Source organism: Halalkalibacter alkaliphilus (assembly GCF_023555415.1).
In the GTDB taxonomy this organism is placed as follows: Bacteria; Bacillota; Bacilli; order Bacillales; family Bacillaceae_D; genus Halalkalibacter; species Halalkalibacter alkaliphilus.
The window spans coordinates 177015-193064 of sequence record NZ_JAKRYL010000004.1; the positions used below are offsets into that span (position 1 = coordinate 177015).

General features: G+C 36.4%; 20 protein-coding genes. 15 read left to right on the top strand and 5 right to left on the bottom strand.

The window, feature by feature from the left end; all coding sequences use genetic code 11:
• Positions 1–66: 66 nt before the first annotated feature.
• Positions 67–408, bottom strand: a complete 342-nt coding sequence (locus MF646_RS05515; protein WP_250095492.1) for a hypothetical protein — start codon at positions 406–408, stop codon at positions 67–69.
• A gap of 156 nt (positions 409–564) precedes the next feature.
• On the opposite strand from MF646_RS05515, the gene MF646_RS05520 reads away from it, so the two are divergent.
• The 5 genes from MF646_RS05520 to MF646_RS05540 all read left to right on the top strand — a co-directional run bounded on the left by MF646_RS05520 (position 565) and on the right by MF646_RS05540 (position 5404).
• Positions 565–1764 (top strand): GTP-binding protein, encoded by a 1200-nt coding sequence (locus MF646_RS05520; RefSeq protein ID WP_250095493.1) that lies wholly within the window; start codon positions 565–567, stop codon positions 1762–1764.
• Between the two features lie 17 nt (positions 1765–1781).
• Positions 1782–2315, top strand: coding sequence for a dCTP deaminase (dcd, locus tag MF646_RS05525; protein WP_250095590.1), 534 nt, complete (start codon positions 1782–1784; stop codon positions 2313–2315).
• Positions 2316–2432: 117 nt separating this feature from the next.
• On the top strand, positions 2433–3410 hold the full coding sequence (locus MF646_RS05530) for a CobW family GTP-binding protein (protein ID WP_250095494.1): 978 nt from the start codon (positions 2433–2435) through the stop codon (positions 3408–3410).
• Between the two features lie 161 nt (positions 3411–3571).
• Positions 3572–4570, top strand: coding sequence for a permease (locus MF646_RS05535; RefSeq protein WP_250095495.1), 999 nt, complete (start codon positions 3572–3574; stop codon positions 4568–4570).
• Positions 4571–4624: 54 nt separating this feature from the next.
• Complete coding sequence (locus MF646_RS05540; protein ID WP_250095496.1) at positions 4625–5404, top strand: TIGR03943 family putative permease subunit; 780 nt, start codon at positions 4625–4627, stop codon at positions 5402–5404.
• Here the strand turns inward: MF646_RS05540 and MF646_RS23370 are convergent.
• Complete coding sequence (locus MF646_RS23370; RefSeq protein WP_250095497.1) at positions 5401–6435, bottom strand: GTP-binding protein; 1035 nt, start codon at positions 6433–6435, stop codon at positions 5401–5403. The genes MF646_RS05540 and MF646_RS23370 overlap by 4 nt on opposite strands.
• A gap of 31 nt (positions 6436–6466) precedes the next feature.
• The gene (gene rpsN, locus MF646_RS05550) at positions 6467–6736 is read right to left on the bottom strand and encodes a 30S ribosomal protein S14 (protein WP_250095498.1); all 270 of its coding nucleotides are present in this window, start codon (positions 6734–6736) and stop codon (positions 6467–6469) included.
• A 414-nt stretch (positions 6737–7150) separates the two neighbouring features.
• Between rpsN and spoVK the strand changes: the two genes are divergently transcribed.
• From spoVK to MF646_RS05575, 5 genes are all read left to right on the top strand, one after another.
• Positions 7151–8104: a stage V sporulation protein K gene (spoVK, locus tag MF646_RS05555; protein WP_250095499.1), complete on the top strand. Its 954-nt coding sequence runs from the start codon at positions 7151–7153 to the stop codon at positions 8102–8104.
• Between the two features lie 158 nt (positions 8105–8262).
• Positions 8263–9555: a GTPase HflX gene (gene hflX / locus MF646_RS05560; RefSeq protein WP_250095500.1), complete on the top strand. Its 1293-nt coding sequence runs from the start codon at positions 8263–8265 to the stop codon at positions 9553–9555.
• 2 nt (positions 9556–9557) lie between these two features.
• A complete protein-coding gene (locus MF646_RS05565; RefSeq protein ID WP_250095501.1) occupies positions 9558–10814 on the top strand; it encodes a methionine gamma-lyase family protein in 1257 nt (418 codons plus the stop codon).
• Positions 10815–11009: 195 nt separating this feature from the next.
• Complete coding sequence (glnA, locus tag MF646_RS05570) at positions 11010–12359, top strand: type I glutamate--ammonia ligase (protein WP_250095502.1); 1350 nt, start codon at positions 11010–11012, stop codon at positions 12357–12359.
• Between the two features lie 150 nt (positions 12360–12509).
• The gene (locus MF646_RS05575; RefSeq protein WP_250095503.1) at positions 12510–12815 is read left to right on the top strand and encodes a YckD family protein; all 306 of its coding nucleotides are present in this window, start codon (positions 12510–12512) and stop codon (positions 12813–12815) included.
• Positions 12816–12889: 74 nt separating this feature from the next.
• Here MF646_RS05575 and MF646_RS05580 read toward each other — a convergent pair whose 3' ends face one another.
• Positions 12890–13045 (bottom strand): YjcZ family sporulation protein, encoded by a 156-nt coding sequence (locus MF646_RS05580; protein WP_250095504.1) that lies wholly within the window; start codon positions 13043–13045, stop codon positions 12890–12892.
• Positions 13046–13276: 231 nt separating this feature from the next.
• Here MF646_RS05580 and MF646_RS05585 point away from each other — a divergent pair, with 231 nt between their 5' ends.
• A complete protein-coding gene (locus tag MF646_RS05585; protein WP_250095505.1) occupies positions 13277–13498 on the top strand; it encodes a phage holin in 222 nt (73 codons plus the stop codon).
• 215 nt (positions 13499–13713) lie between these two features.
• The gene (locus MF646_RS05590; protein ID WP_250095506.1) at positions 13714–13923 is read left to right on the top strand and encodes a hypothetical protein; all 210 of its coding nucleotides are present in this window, start codon (positions 13714–13716) and stop codon (positions 13921–13923) included.
• Between the two features lie 63 nt (positions 13924–13986).
• Here MF646_RS05590 and lexA read toward each other — a convergent pair whose 3' ends face one another.
• Positions 13987–14610, bottom strand: a complete 624-nt coding sequence (lexA, locus tag MF646_RS05595; RefSeq protein ID WP_250095507.1) for a transcriptional repressor LexA — start codon at positions 14608–14610, stop codon at positions 13987–13989.
• Between the two features lie 147 nt (positions 14611–14757).
• Here lexA and MF646_RS05600 point away from each other — a divergent pair, with 147 nt between their 5' ends.
• The 3 genes from MF646_RS05600 (at position 14758) to MF646_RS05610 (ending at position 15942) form a co-directional block, all read left to right on the top strand.
• Positions 14758–14973: a hypothetical protein gene (locus MF646_RS05600; RefSeq protein ID WP_250095508.1), complete on the top strand. Its 216-nt coding sequence runs from the start codon at positions 14758–14760 to the stop codon at positions 14971–14973.
• Positions 14966–15625, top strand: a complete 660-nt coding sequence (locus MF646_RS05605; protein WP_250095509.1) for a YneB family resolvase-like protein — start codon at positions 14966–14968, stop codon at positions 15623–15625. Before MF646_RS05600 ends, MF646_RS05605 begins: the two co-directional genes overlap by 8 nt.
• A gap of 77 nt (positions 15626–15702) precedes the next feature.
• Positions 15703–15942, top strand: coding sequence for a DUF896 domain-containing protein (locus MF646_RS05610; protein WP_250095510.1), 240 nt, complete (start codon positions 15703–15705; stop codon positions 15940–15942).
• Positions 15943–16050: the final 108 nt, after the last annotated feature.

Sequence of the window (16050 nt, forward strand, 5' to 3'; positions counted from 1 at the left end):
TCCTTTTAGGATCACCCCTTGTTTGTCGTTGTTCAGGTAATAAGTAGCTTCACAATTACTTGTATTTTATTGAACACTTACCAATTCTACAGGTCCATGATCGTCACAGTGATCACCATGTACGTGATGCAAGCGTCCATTAACTAAATAATCCATATGATCTCCATGAGGGACTAGCTCATGACCACAATCTTCATCATGAGTACAACCACAATTCATGGGAACACACTCATCAGGGTTTGTTTCTGATACAGGGATTTTACACTCATCCCAATGTCCATTGTGTTCATGATGAAGGTGACCATTGTGTACGTAATCAATGTGATCATCATGCTTTATCTTTGTATGACCACATGCCACACTGTGCTTGTGTGGATGTTTTTCATGAATATGATGCTCTTGTTCCATTTTCGCTCCTCCTTTTTGTTATATAGTTTCTTTTATCTTGTCCGTAGCAAAGAAAGTTCAAACATAGCTAAGAAAATCTTTTGACAATATATATAGACACGGTTTAGAATATGAAAATAGTAATCATTACGATTTATATGAATATAGGAGGTATTTATGAATAAAATCATTCCAGTAACCGTATTAAGTGGCTACCTTGGGTCAGGGAAAACAACTTTATTAAATCATATCTTGAAAAATCGTGAAGGCTTAAAAGTTGCTATCATCGTAAATGACATGAGTGAGATTAACATTGATGCGGAACTAGTAAAGCAAGGTGGCGAATTATCTAGAACGGAAGAAAAGTTGGTGGAGATGTCTAATGGGTGCATTTGCTGTACCTTGAGAGAAGATTTGTTAATTGAAGTAAAGAAATTGGCCCTTGCAGGAAATATTGATTACATCGTCATTGAATCAACAGGAATTAGTGAACCAACTCCAGTTGCACAAACGTTTTCATATATAGATGAAGAATTAAATATAGATTTAACAAAATTCTGTCGTTTAGATACGATGGTGACGGTTGTTGATGCAAATCGTTTTTGGCATGACTTTCGATCAGGAGATAGCTTACTCGATCGGAAAGAATCATTAGGTGAGGATGATACAAGAGAGATTGCTGATTTACTGATTGATCAAATAGAGTTTTGCGATGTCCTTATATTGAATAAGTGTGATCTTGTATCAGAGCAAGAGTTAGAAAAACTTGAAACCGTGCTAAGAACATTGCAACCAAAAGCAAAGATTATTCGCTCCGTTCTAGCAAAGATTGATCCTAGCGAGATCCTAAATACACATTTGTTTAATTTTGAAGAAGCTAGCAATTCAGCTGGATGGATTCGTGAATTAACAGCGGGACACAAGCAGCATACTCCAGAAACAGAAGAGTATGGGATTTCTTCGTTTGTTTATATGAGGAGGGAACCATTTCACTCAGTACGCTTTCATGACTGGGTCAACAACATGCCAACTAACATTGTAAGAGGCAAAGGTATAGCTTGGTGTGCAACGAGAAACAATCTAGCCTTATTAATGTCTCAAGCAGGAACGTCTGTATCCGTTGAGCCAGTTTCCTACTGGGTCGCAAGCCTTCCTGAAGCAGAGCAAAAACAAATACTAAAGGAAAATCCTCATGTACTAAACGATTGGGATGTTGAATATGGTGACAGACATACAAAACTTGTGTTCATAGGAACCGACCTTGACATCGATGAAATAACGAAAGAATTAGATAATTGCCTGTTAACAGATACTGAATTTACAACCGATTGGGAAGTGTTAGAAGATCCATTCAAATGGAACTTACAAAAGTCGTAAGAAAGTTGGGAACTAATTTGATTTTATCTGGAAAGTCTATTTTGTCAAAGATCAACAATAGGGAGTTGGAGATCACTCCTCTTAGTAATGAGCAGATTCAGCCTGCATCTGTTGATTTACGATTAGGAAATCATTTTGTGACGATCGATGAGTATAAAGAAAGTTTGATAACACTTGATAAGTCTGTTGCTTACCGTGAGATCATTCCTAATAATAAAAAAATAATCTTGCCACCACAAACTTTTTTATTAGCAACCACTGTTGAAACGATTAGTTTGCCAAACAATGTAACGGCTTTTGTAGAGGGGAGAAGCTCAATAGGTCGTCTTGGCTTATTTATTCAAAACGCAGGATGGGTCGACCCTGGCTTTAGTGGCCAAATTACTCTGGAACTTTTTAATTCTAATCGCCTTCCGATTGAACTCACGCTTGGCCGCAGAATCTGTCAACTCGTTTTTGCTGAAGTAAATGAAGAAGCTGACCCATATAAAGGAAAATACCTTTATCAAAGAGGGGCAACGCAAAGCGAAATATATAAGGATATATTGTAAAGAGAATGGACCTTAATGACAGCTAATTAAGAACACTAAAAAAACTCTTAAATAGTAATAATTACGATTTTTGATTGTAAGTATAATTAGATCGTAAGTAAATAGGAGGTTGAAAAGTTGTCTAAAATACCGGTATTTGTATTGAGTGGGTTTTTAGGAAGTGGAAAGACATCACTGTTAGAGCGACTACTTCAAGAGTGTTCTCGGAGAAATCTATCTGCTGCTGTTTTGATGAATGAAATAGGCAAAACAGATACAGATGGTGAAAGCCTTTCTAGTAAAAGTAAAATGATAGAAAAGCTGTTAGATGGATGCATTTGCTGTAATAAAAAAAGTGAAGTGGTTCAGAGTATGGAAAAGCTTATCGCATTGAAGCCTGATGTTATTTTTATTGAATTAACGGGTGTTGCAAATCCAGAAGAAGTTGCTGATTCTTTAACAGAACCAGCATTAATTAATATTGTGTATTTAGAAAAAGTCATTACGTTAATTGATGCTGAACATATTCTTTCTTACAATAGTTTGTTTGAGTCGGATCGTGAATTAGTGCAAACAACTAGGAGACAAATAGAAGTGGCCGATTTACTCATTGTAAATAAAACCGATTTAGTGTCAGAATCAAAAAAGCAAAAAATATACAAGGTCTTACTAAAACAAAATTCAACATCGAGAGTTTTCTTCTCCACTTATAGTAATATCGATTTACATCCACTTTTTAATCAACTAAAGACTCCTAAACATACCATAAAGGTTCGAATTAAAGGGGAACCACACGATCATCATAAGCATCACGGTCACCACAATCACTCTTATTCTCGTATTAATAGCATTACACTGAAACTATCCTCACCAACCAGCACAACTGATATTGAAACATTTCTCAAGAAGTGGAAGTCGAATCTTCTGCGTGCAAAAGGGTATATATCTCTAGGCGATGGTACATACCTGATGCAGCATGTCATGAAACGAGTAAATTGGGAGCGCTCATCTTACACTGGAGACCCTTACGTAGTTCTTATTGGAATCGAGCTGAATGAGGAAAAAATCAAGAAGGAATGGGGACGGACCGTTCAAAAATCAGGTGCGTCATCATAGTAGCCAAGACGTTAGGATTTTTTATTAATCCTGACGTTTTTTATTTCCAAGTATAAACGAAAATACGATTAATGTTAAAACGTAATCTTTATGATTTGTGTTCATGTTGCCCCCTTGTCCGCATATATTTGAATAAACAAAAGATGGAGGACTTTTAATAAATGCGGACTCAACATAATCTTACAGAAGTAATTGGTTTTATTCTTCTTGGAATCGCGGTTTTGATCATATTTTATAATGAACGGTTTACAATAAGTAATTTATTTCTTCCAGAGTCACTGCTAACTTTTAATATGATTTTTCTATCTATATTAATTGAAGCCATCCCATTTGTTTTAATAGGTGTTTTTATTGCAGGAATCATTCAAGTTTTTGTGACTGAGGAGCACCTTCAAAGGCTCATTCCCAAAAATAAATTTTTAGCTGTCATTGCAAGTTGTTTCATTGGTGCTTTATTTCCAGCTTGTGAATGTGGGATTGTCCCCATCGTGCGTCGTTTAATTGCTAAAGGCGTTCCTCTTTTCGCTGGTGTAGGGTTTCTTTTAACGGGTCCATTGATTAATCCTATTGTAGTCTTCTCCACCTATATGGCTTTTGGTGAGGATCTCAAGATGGCTCTTCTAAGGATGGGACTAGGGTTAGTCATTGCGATCATTATTGCTGGAGTCATTTGTATTCTTTTCAGGTCAAATCAATTAAAACGAAGCAAGGTATCTGTTGTTATGCAAGCACAGATGGTTTCCAAGCAACCAATTGGGAAGAGAATAAAATCGATGTTCGAACATGCGATTGATGAATTTTTTGATATGGGCAAGTTTTTAATAATGGGCGCTATATTAGCTGCATTTGTTCAGACCTATGTATCGACTAAGTCCATTCTTGGTTTTGGGGAGGGAATTCTTGCTTCAACACTTATTATGATGGGTCTGGCTTATTTACTTTCTTTATGTTCAGAAGCTGATGCTTTTATTGCCGCCTCATTCCGACATCTCTTTCCACAAGCCTCATTGCTCGGTTTCTTAATTTATGGACCGATGCTTGATTTGAAAAATACGATCATGATGATGGCTGTATTTAATATTCGTTTTGTTCTTGTTCTTATGGGGGTTATAACAGGTGTTGTATTAGGGGTTTTACTTTTTGTTCATCCATGGATTTAAAAGGAGGGAGAGACAATTATACAAATACAAGTAAGACAAGTGATAAAGGCTTTCGTGTTACTACTCTTTGCCGTATTTATTTTCATATTACATGAGAGTGGGGAGATTACTCGGTTTATTAATCCAGATTATCTATATTTCAGCCAAATAGCTTCCGTTATTTTTTTGTTTTTATTTTTTGTACAAGTACCTCGTATGTTTACAACATCACAAGATGAACATGACCATAGCGAGTGTGGACCTTGGGGATGTAATCATGGCTCGGGTGAAGGCGGACTTTCGTTAAGAACGATATTTGCCTATGGCCTTATCACCATTCCTCTTCTAAGTGGCTTTCTACTTCCTTACAAAGATTTCGGTGCAGAGGAAGCACTAAAGCGTGGGGTTAGCTATTCAACCCATGATCATGGTCATTTGGAAGACCATAAACTAATTGAAACAAAGATGGATCATAGAGTACAAGAAATGTTAAATCAGCCTGTACTTTATTTTGATAATCATAATTTTGCACGCTATATCAGCATTGTCACAACTTATCCTGAAAATTTTGTAGGACAGCCAATTGAATTGGAAGGTTTTATATTAGAGGATGAATTTCATTCAAAAAATCACACAGTCATTACAAGGTTTCTAGTAACCCATTGTGTTGCGGACGCTCATGCAACCGGACTTGTTATCGCAAGCGGAGATTCATTAGGAATCCAAGAAAATACATGGATCCGTGTAAAAGGGGAATTGAATGTAAGAAAAGATGATCGGAACCTAATCGCTATTATTAACGTTAGCAATTGGGAAGAAATTCAACCCCCAATAGATCCATATGTGTACCCTTAAACTGATAAGTTACTATAATTATTTTGATTGCAAAGACAACGATCTAATAAAGTTTGAATGGCAGACTGATCCAATTCGGTTCCAATGAATAGAAACTCTGTTAATATCCCTAACGATGTTGAAGTATCTATTTCAGTTGTGTCAACTTGGATCGAAGAACCTACTTGTGAAATAGAATAAAGTTCTTGTGCAATGGGGTTATAGCACCTTCCTTTCATTCGAAAGACCTCATTTGGCAACTGAGAGAAACTCGACTCTAAGCGAGTAAAATCGATTGGAGAAAAGCTCTGATAAATAAATGTATCAATCCCATGTTGTCCGATGACTTTCAGTTTATTTCTAGATGAAAATAGTTCAATCTGGTGTGTATATACGGAAGAGGCTGCTTTTGTATCAAAAGCAGTCTTCCTATTATTCATTTCCCAGTTAAACTCTTCAATTAAATGTATTAACGCTTTAGGTTGTAAGCTTCGTATGAACATCATTAATTCACCCATTCGTTCATGTGAAAGCTGTTCTGAATTCATCAAAACAATGGAGTCAGCTAATTCCAATTGGTTAATGAGAGTTTCTCCTAACGTATAAGAAGTGGCAAGGGTGGAATCGGTATAAACAAGGATTTCGTGTTCAGAGAAATACGAAAACCAAAACTTTCTGGAATCAATAACGTGAATGTGAGACGTAAGGAACCATTTTTGACTGCCAATAGTTAAGCTCTCAAAAAAAGTGTGAATATCAGAGATTGGATAAACATCCAGAATGATCTCAGTTGTATTCTTATTTTGAGCTTCCTTTTTTAGTGTTTCAAGTAGATTAAAAAATGTATTGATCTCTATATCATGAACAGCTTCGCTTATGAACTGGGTAAGAGTAAAAGGATCATCTGCCTTTTTAAAGAACTCAATATTCATTGGCCGAAAAAGAATAACCTTCACGTTTTCATGCTTTCTACCTTTTATTTTCTTAATAAGCTCACACTTTTCTTTTAAAGAGAAGCCTGTTATAACAGTTAGAGATTTTTTCTTTTCCACTTTACACACATCCTTATTCCCTTTATAAATCTTACCAGCTAGATTTTTTTACACCAGGCACTTGTCCTTTATGAGCAAGCTCTCTAAACGCAATTCTAGAAAGTTTAAATTTACGAAGAACACCACGTGGTCTTCCTGTCATCTCACAACGTCTAGTTAAGCGACTTGGTGCTGAGTCCCTAGGTAGCTTACTCAGTCCAATATAGTCACCTTTTTCTTTTAACTCTCTTCTTCTTTCAGCATAACGAGCAACCAGTTCTTGTCGCTTAAGTTCTTTTGCCACTTTTGATTTTTTAGCCATTAAAACCAGCCTCCTTGATAATAGTAATCATTACGTTTTATATAATATAGAAAAAGCTTGGTGAAGTAAAGGCTACCTTGAAAATAAATCTGAAACCTTTTGTTAGAGCTAGGAAAGGGTACAGACGAATTTAGTTCATTTTATGTACGAATGAAAGTGATAATGCTTTGCAATATATGACATCTAATGTTTTGAAGTATTTTCAATAAAGAAGTTAAATTCCGGTACGATTAATTTGGAATCCTTCCTTTTCGTTATGCGTAAGATGGTAAAGATAGACAAAAAGGAGGGGCATGTATTTAGCTATAAATTAAACAACTTCACTAGGCGATTGTCACATGTTCGCCTATTTTTGCGTATAGTATAAAAAAAGACAAATTGGTGCTTAAACGGAACAACAAAGGGGTGTGCATCATGAGTAACCCGGTTAACTCCAAGAAAAGAGGACGTATTAATGTCGTATTAAATCATAAACCAATTGAAAAGATGGGCAAAAATGAATCCCTTTTTCAAACAGAACTTGAAAAAGAAGAACATGATATTTTAACCCGTTTTGAAGAGAAACTTGAAGAATATGTTGGATTAGAAGAAGTAAAGGGACTTGTGAATGAAATCTATGCTTGGATTTATATTAACCAACGACGTGAAGAGCTCGGATTAAAAGCAAGTAAACAAGTACTTCATATGATTTTTAAGGGGAATCCTGGAACGGGGAAAACAACAGTTGCAAGAATTATTGCAGATTTTCTTCACCAAATGGGTGTTCTTGCAAAAGGACATTTTATGGAAGTGGAAAGAGCAGATTTAGTTGGAGAATATATTGGTCATACAGCCCAAAAAACGAGAGAGGTTCTAAAAAAGGCTAGCGGTGGTGTGCTTTTTGTTGATGAGGCTTACTCATTAGCTAGAGGGGGCGAGAAAGATTTTGGGAAAGAGGCTATAGATACGTTAGTAAAAGCGATGGAAGATCATCAACATGACTTTGTCTTAATTTTGGCAGGTTACTCTAAAGAAATGGAGTATTTCTTATCGCTCAATCCTGGTTTGCCATCGCGATTTCCGATTGCGATTGATTTTCCTAACTATACGACTGATCAATTAATGGAAATGGTAAGGAGAATGTTAGCTGAACGCGAGTATGAATTAACGACAGACGGAGAAATTCATATACGTGATCATATTAGGAAAATCAGATATGAACAAGAAAGAACATTTAGCAATGGGAGATACATTAGAAATATTATCGAGGAAGCGATTAGAATGCAGGCAGTAAGATTACTAAGGGAGAATGCGTATGATCGGCAATCTCTCCTTACGATGAAACGTGAGGATTTTAAATTCCACTCCTCCCATGTGAAATTGAACTAACGAAAGGCCAATCGACCAGATACTTGGTTGATTGGCTTTTCTCGTCTCAGACTTTGATTTGTTTTTTCTATTTTCTTCTAGTTCATGGTATGATGCGTATGAACGTCTTCGATGGACAAAATAAAGGTAAGATCGAAAAACAAAGGAAGTGGATATTCTTGCAGGAGATTAATCATAAAGAAACGGAGAACGTTGTCCTTGTTGGGTGTCAATTTGAAACAGATGACATCGCTTTTGATAATTCAATGGAAGAATTGAAAAGTTTAGTCGAAACAGCAAAAGGGACCGTAGTTGGAACGATTACACAAAAGCGTCAAAAGCCTGAACCTTCTACCTATATTGGAAGAGGGAAAGTTGATGAATTACAAGTCCTCTTAGATGAGAAGGACGTTGATACGATTGTTTTTAATGATGAACTTTCACCGAGCCAAATACGAAATGTTCATACTAGAACGAAGAAAACGGTCATAGATAGAACTCAATTAATTTTAGATATATTTGCCTCACGCGCACGTTCAAGAGAAGGGAAGCTTCAAGTAGAGCTAGCGCAGCTTTCATATTTACTTCCACGACTTGCAGGACAAGGTTTAGCCTTGTCAAGGCAAGGGGGAGGAATTGGTTCAAAAGGGCCTGGAGAGACACAGCTCGAAAGCGACCGCCGTCACATTCGCCGAAGAATGGACGAAATTAAACATCAACTAGAAGCAGTTGTTGGACATCGTCAGCGTTATAGGGAGCGTAGAAAACAAAATGAAGCATTTCAAGTTGCGATCGTTGGTTACACAAATGCCGGTAAATCAACGATCTTAAACCGCTTAGCGGAAGTGGATACATTAGAAGAAAATCAATTGTTTGCGACTCTTGATCCTACAACAAGACAATTTAATTTACCAAGTGGCATGAAAATTCTTTTATCAGATACTGTTGGGTTTATTCAAGATTTACCTACGACCCTTGTGGCAGCGTTTCGTTCTACTTTGGAAGAGCTCCAGGAAGCCAGTTTACTGTTACATGTAGTGGACAGTTCAAACCCTGATTACGAGCAACATGAGCGAACAGTGAAAGAGTTAATTCAGGAGTTAGATTCAGAGACCATTCCACAATTAATTGTTTATAATAAAAGTGAACAAAAAGATGCAAACTTTTTTCCAACACATGATGAGGATTCCATTGAGATTAGCGCATTCGATAAAGATGATCTCAATAGTTTGAAAGAAGCTATTGAAGAAAAGTTAATGGAACAAATGACAGAATATCATGTTTTATTGAAGGCAGAGGAGGGAAGTTTGCTTTCAAGATGTCGTGAATCAACGATTATTAAGAAGCAAGAGTGGAATGAAGAAACCGAGCATTATGATATTCAGGGATATGTCATTCCAACTACTGCATTAGGTCATGAATTGGCCATTCGTTCAATTATTGAACCAAAGAAAGTGAAAGTTGAGGAATAAATATGTTGAAGTTAAAGCACCAAAATAAGCTTGATCAAATGACAAAAGAAGTAGAGCAGCAAATAAGGGAGCATCACCAAGAAATAGAAGAGGTTGCTCTTCATAATCAGGCAAAGGTAATGGAAGCGTTCCGTAACCATCAAGTAGCTGATTTTCATTTTACACCATCTACTGGATACGGGTATGATGATGTAGGGCGAGATACGTTAGAATCGATTTATGCTGAAGTTTTTGGTGCAGAGGCGGCTTTGGTCCGCCCTCAAATTATTTCGGGGACACATGCGATTGCAACTGCTTTATTTGGTGTACTTAGACCTGGAGATGATCTCCTATACATAACAGGGAAGCCGTATGATACGTTAGAAGAAATTGTAGGAATTCGTGGTAATGGAAATGGATCGTTAAAGGAATTCCAAATTGGTTATGATGCAGTTCCTTTATTGCAATCTGGTTGGATCGATGAAGAAAAAATCAGCAATTCAATTACCGCCAAAACGAAAGTGATTGGAATTCAACGTTCAAAAGGGTACGGGGAACGGCCTTCCTTTACAATTGGACAAATTCAAGAAATGATTCAGTTTGTTCGATCGATTAAAGAAAATGTCATTGTGTTTGTAGATAATTGTTACGGTGAATTCGTAGAAACAATGGAGCCCTGTGAAGTAGGTGCAGATATCATGGCCGGTTCTTTAATTAAAAACCCAGGTGGTGGTATTGTAAAAACAGGTGGATACATAGTTGGGAGAAGTGATCTTGTTGAACTTGCTTCATACCGATTAGCTGCTCCTGGAATTGGAGCAGAAGGAGGGGCAAGTCTATACAGTTTATTGGAAATGTATCAAGGTTTTTTCTTAGCCCCTCATGTTGTATCGCAAGCGCTAAAGGGTGCTGTATTTACAGCTGCTATTTTGGAGAATATAGGTATGAACACGTCTCCTAAATGGCATGAAAAAAGAACAGATTTAATACAATCCGTTAAATTTCCCACTGCTGAGAAAATGATTGCTTTTTGTCAAGCAATTCAGGCAGCATCACCAGTAAATTCACATGTTTCCCCACAACCAAGTCCTATGCCAGGCTACAATGATCCTGTTATTATGGCGGCTGGTACGTTTATTCAAGGAGCAAGCATAGAATTAACGGCAGATGGACCGATAAGACCACCATATGTTGCCTATGTTCAAGGTGGCCTAACCTATGAACATGTCAAAATTGCTGTATTACAAGCGATTGATTCAATTATGGATGTAAACGAGTGACAAAAGTGTTCATAGTGCTTAGAACACAAGGTATGGCGCCTTTACATAAAGTTGACAGTGTACAGTGCATCTAGTAACATTAAATTGCAGATTCAATGTACATAATAGTTGACTAGTTTTTTTATGGAAGAAGAAACAAGGCCTTTGCGACTTGTTTTTCTAATATATTTAAGTTTTGAAAGGGGAATACAAGAAATGGCAAAGTTCACAAAAGAAGATATTTTAAGGATTGCTGAAGAATCGAACGTTCGCTATATTCGTCTTCAATTTTCGGATTTACTTGGAACTATTAAGAATGTAGAAATTCCGGTAACTCAATTAACTAAGGCGCTAGATAATAAGATGATGTTTGACGGTTCTTCAATTGAAGGATTCGTTCGTATTGAAGAGTCGGACATGTATTTATATCCTGATTTAGATACATGGGTTATCTTCCCGTGGACACCTGAAAAAGGGAAGGTTGCTCGTCTAATTTGTGATGTTTACCTTCCAGGAAAGCCTGGCGAAGAACCAACCCCATTTGCTGGAGACCCACGTGGAATCTTAAAGAGAGTGTTAAAAGAAGCTGAAAAAATGGGATATACAGCATTTAATATCGGACCTGAGCCAGAGTTCTTCTTATTTAAGAATGATGAAAATGGCGAGCCTACATTAGAGTTAAATGATAAAGGTGGCTATTTTGACTTAGCTCCAACAGATTTAGGGGAAAATTGCCGTCGTGATATCGTACTAGAGCTTGAAGATATGGGCTTTGAGATTGAAGCATCACACCATGAAGTAGCTCCTGGTCAACATGAAATTGACTTTAAATATGCAGATGCGGTTACAGCATGCGACAATATTCAAACGTTTAAGTTAGTTGTAAAAACGATTGCACGTAAACATGGCCTTCATGCGACATTTATGCCAAAGCCATTATTCGGTGTGAATGGTTCAGGTATGCACTTGAACATGTCATTGTTCACAAAAGAAGGAAATGTATTCTATGACGAAGGAACAGAATCACAATTAAGTGATACAGCTATGCAGTTCTTAGCAGGAATCCTTGAACATGCCGAAGCATTCACAGCAATTACGAACCCGATCGTTAACTCGTACAAGCGTCTTGTACCTGGATACGAAGCTCCGGTTTATGTTGCATGGTCGATGCGTAATCGTAGCCCATTAATTCGTATTCCTTCTTCAAGAGGCGTAAGTACTCGTGTGGAAGTTCGTAGTCCAGATCCAGCTGCAAACCCATATTTAGCTATGGCAGTTATGTTAGCTTCAGGTTTAGATGGAATTAAAAAGAAATTAACTCCACCACCAGCAACAGACCGTAACATCTACATCATGAGCAAAGAAGAGCGTGAGGAAGAAGGCATTGACGATCTTCCAGCTACATTAAAGCAAGCTATTGATGCTTTAGTGAAGGACGATGTTCTTGTAAAAGCTCTTGGAGAGCATGCAGTTGAAAACTTCGTCGAAGCAAAAGAAATCGAGTGGGATATGTTCCGTACGCAAGTACATCCGTGGGAACGTGACCAGTATATGCAAAACTATTAAGATGATCAAACCCTTGACACTAATGTGTTGAGGGTTTTTCTATTGGCATAAAGTGATATTTTTGAAAAAATATGTAAATCGAACCTTAGAAGGATAATTATGGTCATCTTACAAACGCTAATTCTAAATACGTAAAAGGAGTTGGTTTTATTGAGAAAGATTATATTAGGCTTGTTTGTTGCGGTCGTATTGTCTTCAGGGGTGATGCCGGTAGTTGGTGCGGAAGGACTTTCTGATATGAAGTTAACAGAAGAGCAAAAGACGGAGATGGCTGGCTTGCATAAGGAATTGTTTGATCAAAAGAAAGTGATCATTAGCAAATATGTTGAATATGGTGTGTTTACAGAAGAAAAAGGTCAGAAAATCATTTCACATATGGACAAGCATTATGACAAATTAAAGGAAAATGGATTCGTTCCTAAATGGGAAAAAAAACATCATAACCATCAAGAGTAAATCTTATTGAAGGGGTTATCACAAAAGATCAATCTTTTGATCTATTGGGATAACCCTTTAAAAAGTCGTTTAGCTTACTTATTACTGACAAAACAAGCGCCTACAATAATTAACAGAATAAACAAAACAAGAATTAATATTAAATCAAATTTACTGCCGCCAGCCACCTCATTCGTTGTAATTACGGGACTGCCATATCCATAACCTGAATCATAACCATAATAATACATGTAATAGCCACCTTTCACTAAAAATATGCAAAAAATCATAGAGTAGTGAGGTAATACACCTCTAAATAAAATGTATACGTTAGCCTATGCAAGACTCTAAAAAGTGATAAAGAAATCCCAAAAATAATACTTGTCCTTAACCTTCAACTACTACAATAGGTTATTTTCAGCTTTTTTCAGACATAGACTAGCTCTAAAAGCATATGCCAGTCATGCATGGGAGGAGTTCAAATGGATAAAGCATCAATAAGTCGCTTTACAATTTTAATCTTTGCAGTTATTAATACAGTTTTAAATTTACTCGGGTATCAAACGATTTCAGAAGAGTATATAAACGATGTTGTTGCGGTTATTTCAGGGGCTTATTTTATTTGGGCAGGATGGAAAAATAATTATATTAGTAAAAAAGGCATTCAGCAAAAAGAGGTATTAAAAAAACATAAACTTCATTAAAAAACAGCCCCAGCATTTGCAGGGGCTTACATGGTTTAGATGTTTTTCGTGGAGTGATATACAGAACCATGTTAAATATATAATGACCCAATATAGCATGTAATATGACAAGCACTTAAAATGAACCAAAAAATGGTTATAAGGTTTATAAAAATAGGAATTCAATATTGTTTTCTTCTACGTTATAACTAATAATTAGCATAGGGGTGGTTGTAATGAGTAAAAAAACTGTATTGTTAATCATGTATGTATTATCAGTAATGTTTTTCTTAAGAAGTGTGTTTCGCATACTCTTAAACGAAGGTACAGGTGGTTATGGAATGGTAATCGTTAGTGCGTTAGTAATGACATTTGTACTTCTTAGTTATTTAAAAGAGAAGAGAAAAGAAAAGGAACAACAAGAAGCAGAGGCAGTTTCCAAATAGGATCTGTTTTTCTAATTAAAAGTAAAAACCAAGCATATCCATTATGGGACATGCTTGGTTTCTTTAATGAATGGTACGGAATACACCAATGACTTTACCTAGCACTGTACACTCTTTAAGAAGAATAGGAGCCATTGTAGAATTCTCTGGTTGCAGTCGAATATAATCTTTTTCTCGGAAGAAACGCTTTACCGTTGCTTCATCTTCCTCTGTCATCGCTACAATAATATCCCCGTTATTTGCCGTCTGTTGTTGGCGAACAATTACCATATCTCCATCGAAAATACCAGCTTCAATCATACTGTCACCTTGAATAACAAGGACATACGTATTGTCACCTGATACAAGGTGTTCAGGAAGAGGCAAATAATCTTCAATATTTTCAATTGCCGTAATGGGTAGACCAGCTGTTACCTTTCCAAGTACTGGTACATATGTTGTTTTCTTATCTGGGACTGGTGCTGTTTCATTTTCTAAGTCTAATACTTCAATCGCTCTTGGTTTAGTAGGGTCTCTTCTTATAAAACCCTTCTTCTCTAATCTTGACAAATGTCCGTGAACAGTGGAACTAGAAGCAAGACCTACAGCCTCTCCAATTTCTCTGACTGAAGGGGGATACCCTTTCTTTTTCACTTCTACTTTTATAAAATCTAGTATTTCGAGTTGGCGCTTTGATAGTTTTGACATATGTACACCCCACAAAGTTTCCTAATTGGATAAATTGTAACATGCGAACATATGTAATGCAAACAATTGTTCTAAAAATCCATTGACACAAACAATTGTTCGTATTATTATAATAAACGAACAGACATTCTTATTGAGGTGAAGGAAATGATTAGACGTTTTTCAGGACAAGAAATTTTCATAATATTAGCAGCAGTTGCTGTATTATTATTTATGTATGCGGCCATTATTTTATCTGCGCCTACTCATGAATCAATAGAAGATAAACAAGTATATAGTGAGCGACAAGTAAGTAATAATTTAATAACTGAAGAATATAGCTTGATGGTTGCTACAATATTTGAGAGAACAGTCCATGAGTAAAGCCGTTATTTATTGTCGTGTAAGTACGAACAACAAGGAACAAATATCTTCTTTGAAAAGGCAAGCAAGAGAGTTAGAAGAGATAGCGGATAGAAAAGGTATACAAGTTATTGATATTATTGAAGAAAAGGCTAGTGGATATGATGTTGATAGAGGAGGAATATTACAAGTACTAGATTATTTTCAAACAGGCAAAGCAAACATCCTTTTAATACAAGATGATACAAGATTAGGAAGAGGACATGCGAAGATAGCTCTTCTTCATCAAATACGAAAACTTAGCGTTCGGGTATTAACAATCCAAGCCGATGGCGAATTAAGACTTTCTGAAGCAGATGAAATGGTGCTAGAGATTGTCTCAATTGTAGAAGAATTTCAAAGAAAATTACATAATAGTAAAATAAAACGGGGCATGAAAGAAGCAATAAAAAACGGCTACAGGCCAGAGAGAAATATAAAAAATAGTGTTGGAGCAGGGCGTTCGAAAAAAGAGGTTCCCATTGAAGAAATAGTTAGACTTCGAAACATGGATCTAACTTTTTATGATATTGCAGCAACGTTAAGAGGATTTGGCTATGATATATCAAAAGCAACAGTCCATAGACGTTATCAAGAATATCAGAAAGTTGAAACGAAAAGAAGTGAGCAATAACCCAATTGTTTTAAGTTGAAAACCGAATTCGGTTACGGTAAAGTAAGGGGATGAATCGGTAGAAAGAGGTGCTCATTATGCTTTCAAAAGAAAAACTAGCTAGAATTAATGAATTATCTAGACGAGCTAAAACAAGTGGATTGACGAAACAAGAAGAAAAGGAACAACAGTCTCTACGAAAAGAATATCTTCAAACATTTCGTGCATCGTTTAAAAATCACCTGCATTCGGTAACAGTCGTTGATGAAAATGGCAATGACGTTACACCTGATGCGTTAAAAGAAAGTAAAAAAAATAAAAATAATCCAATGCATTAAAAAGTCTCTAAATTCAGTCTTTAGAGGCTTTTTTGTATGTTGAAAGATTTGTCTGAATGCTTGTGAAATTTAAGGATACAGTATAAGATGTAAAAGAATAGAGAAAGA

Coding starts and splice junctions, on each gene's coding strand:
- MF646_RS05515 (WP_250095492.1), bottom strand. CDS start 408: ATGGAACAAGAGCATCATATTCATGAAAAACATCCACACAAGCACAGT.
- MF646_RS05520 (WP_250095493.1), top strand. CDS start 565: ATGAATAAAATCATTCCAGTAACCGTATTAAGTGGCTACCTTGGGTCA.
- MF646_RS05535 (WP_250095495.1), top strand. CDS start 3,572: ATGCGGACTCAACATAATCTTACAGAAGTAATTGGTTTTATTCTTCTT.
- rpsN (WP_250095498.1), bottom strand. CDS start 6,736: ATGGCTAAAAAATCAAAAGTGGCAAAAGAACTTAAGCGACAAGAACTG.
- spoVK (WP_250095499.1), top strand. CDS start 7,151: ATGAGTAACCCGGTTAACTCCAAGAAAAGAGGACGTATTAATGTCGTA.
- MF646_RS05565 (WP_250095501.1), top strand. CDS start 9,558: ATGTTGAAGTTAAAGCACCAAAATAAGCTTGATCAAATGACAAAAGAA.
- glnA (WP_250095502.1), top strand. CDS start 11,010: ATGGCAAAGTTCACAAAAGAAGATATTTTAAGGATTGCTGAAGAATCG.
- MF646_RS05580 (WP_250095504.1), bottom strand. CDS start 13,045: ATGTATTATTATGGTTATGATTCAGGTTATGGATATGGCAGTCCCGTA.
- MF646_RS05585 (WP_250095505.1), top strand. CDS start 13,277: ATGGATAAAGCATCAATAAGTCGCTTTACAATTTTAATCTTTGCAGTT.
- MF646_RS05590 (WP_250095506.1), top strand. CDS start 13,714: ATGAGTAAAAAAACTGTATTGTTAATCATGTATGTATTATCAGTAATG.
- lexA (WP_250095507.1), bottom strand. CDS start 14,610: ATGTCAAAACTATCAAAGCGCCAACTCGAAATACTAGATTTTATAAAA.
- MF646_RS05600 (WP_250095508.1), top strand. CDS start 14,758: ATGATTAGACGTTTTTCAGGACAAGAAATTTTCATAATATTAGCAGCA.
- MF646_RS05605 (WP_250095509.1), top strand. CDS start 14,966: ATGAGTAAAGCCGTTATTTATTGTCGTGTAAGTACGAACAACAAGGAA.
- MF646_RS05610 (WP_250095510.1), top strand. CDS start 15,703: ATGCTTTCAAAAGAAAAACTAGCTAGAATTAATGAATTATCTAGACGA.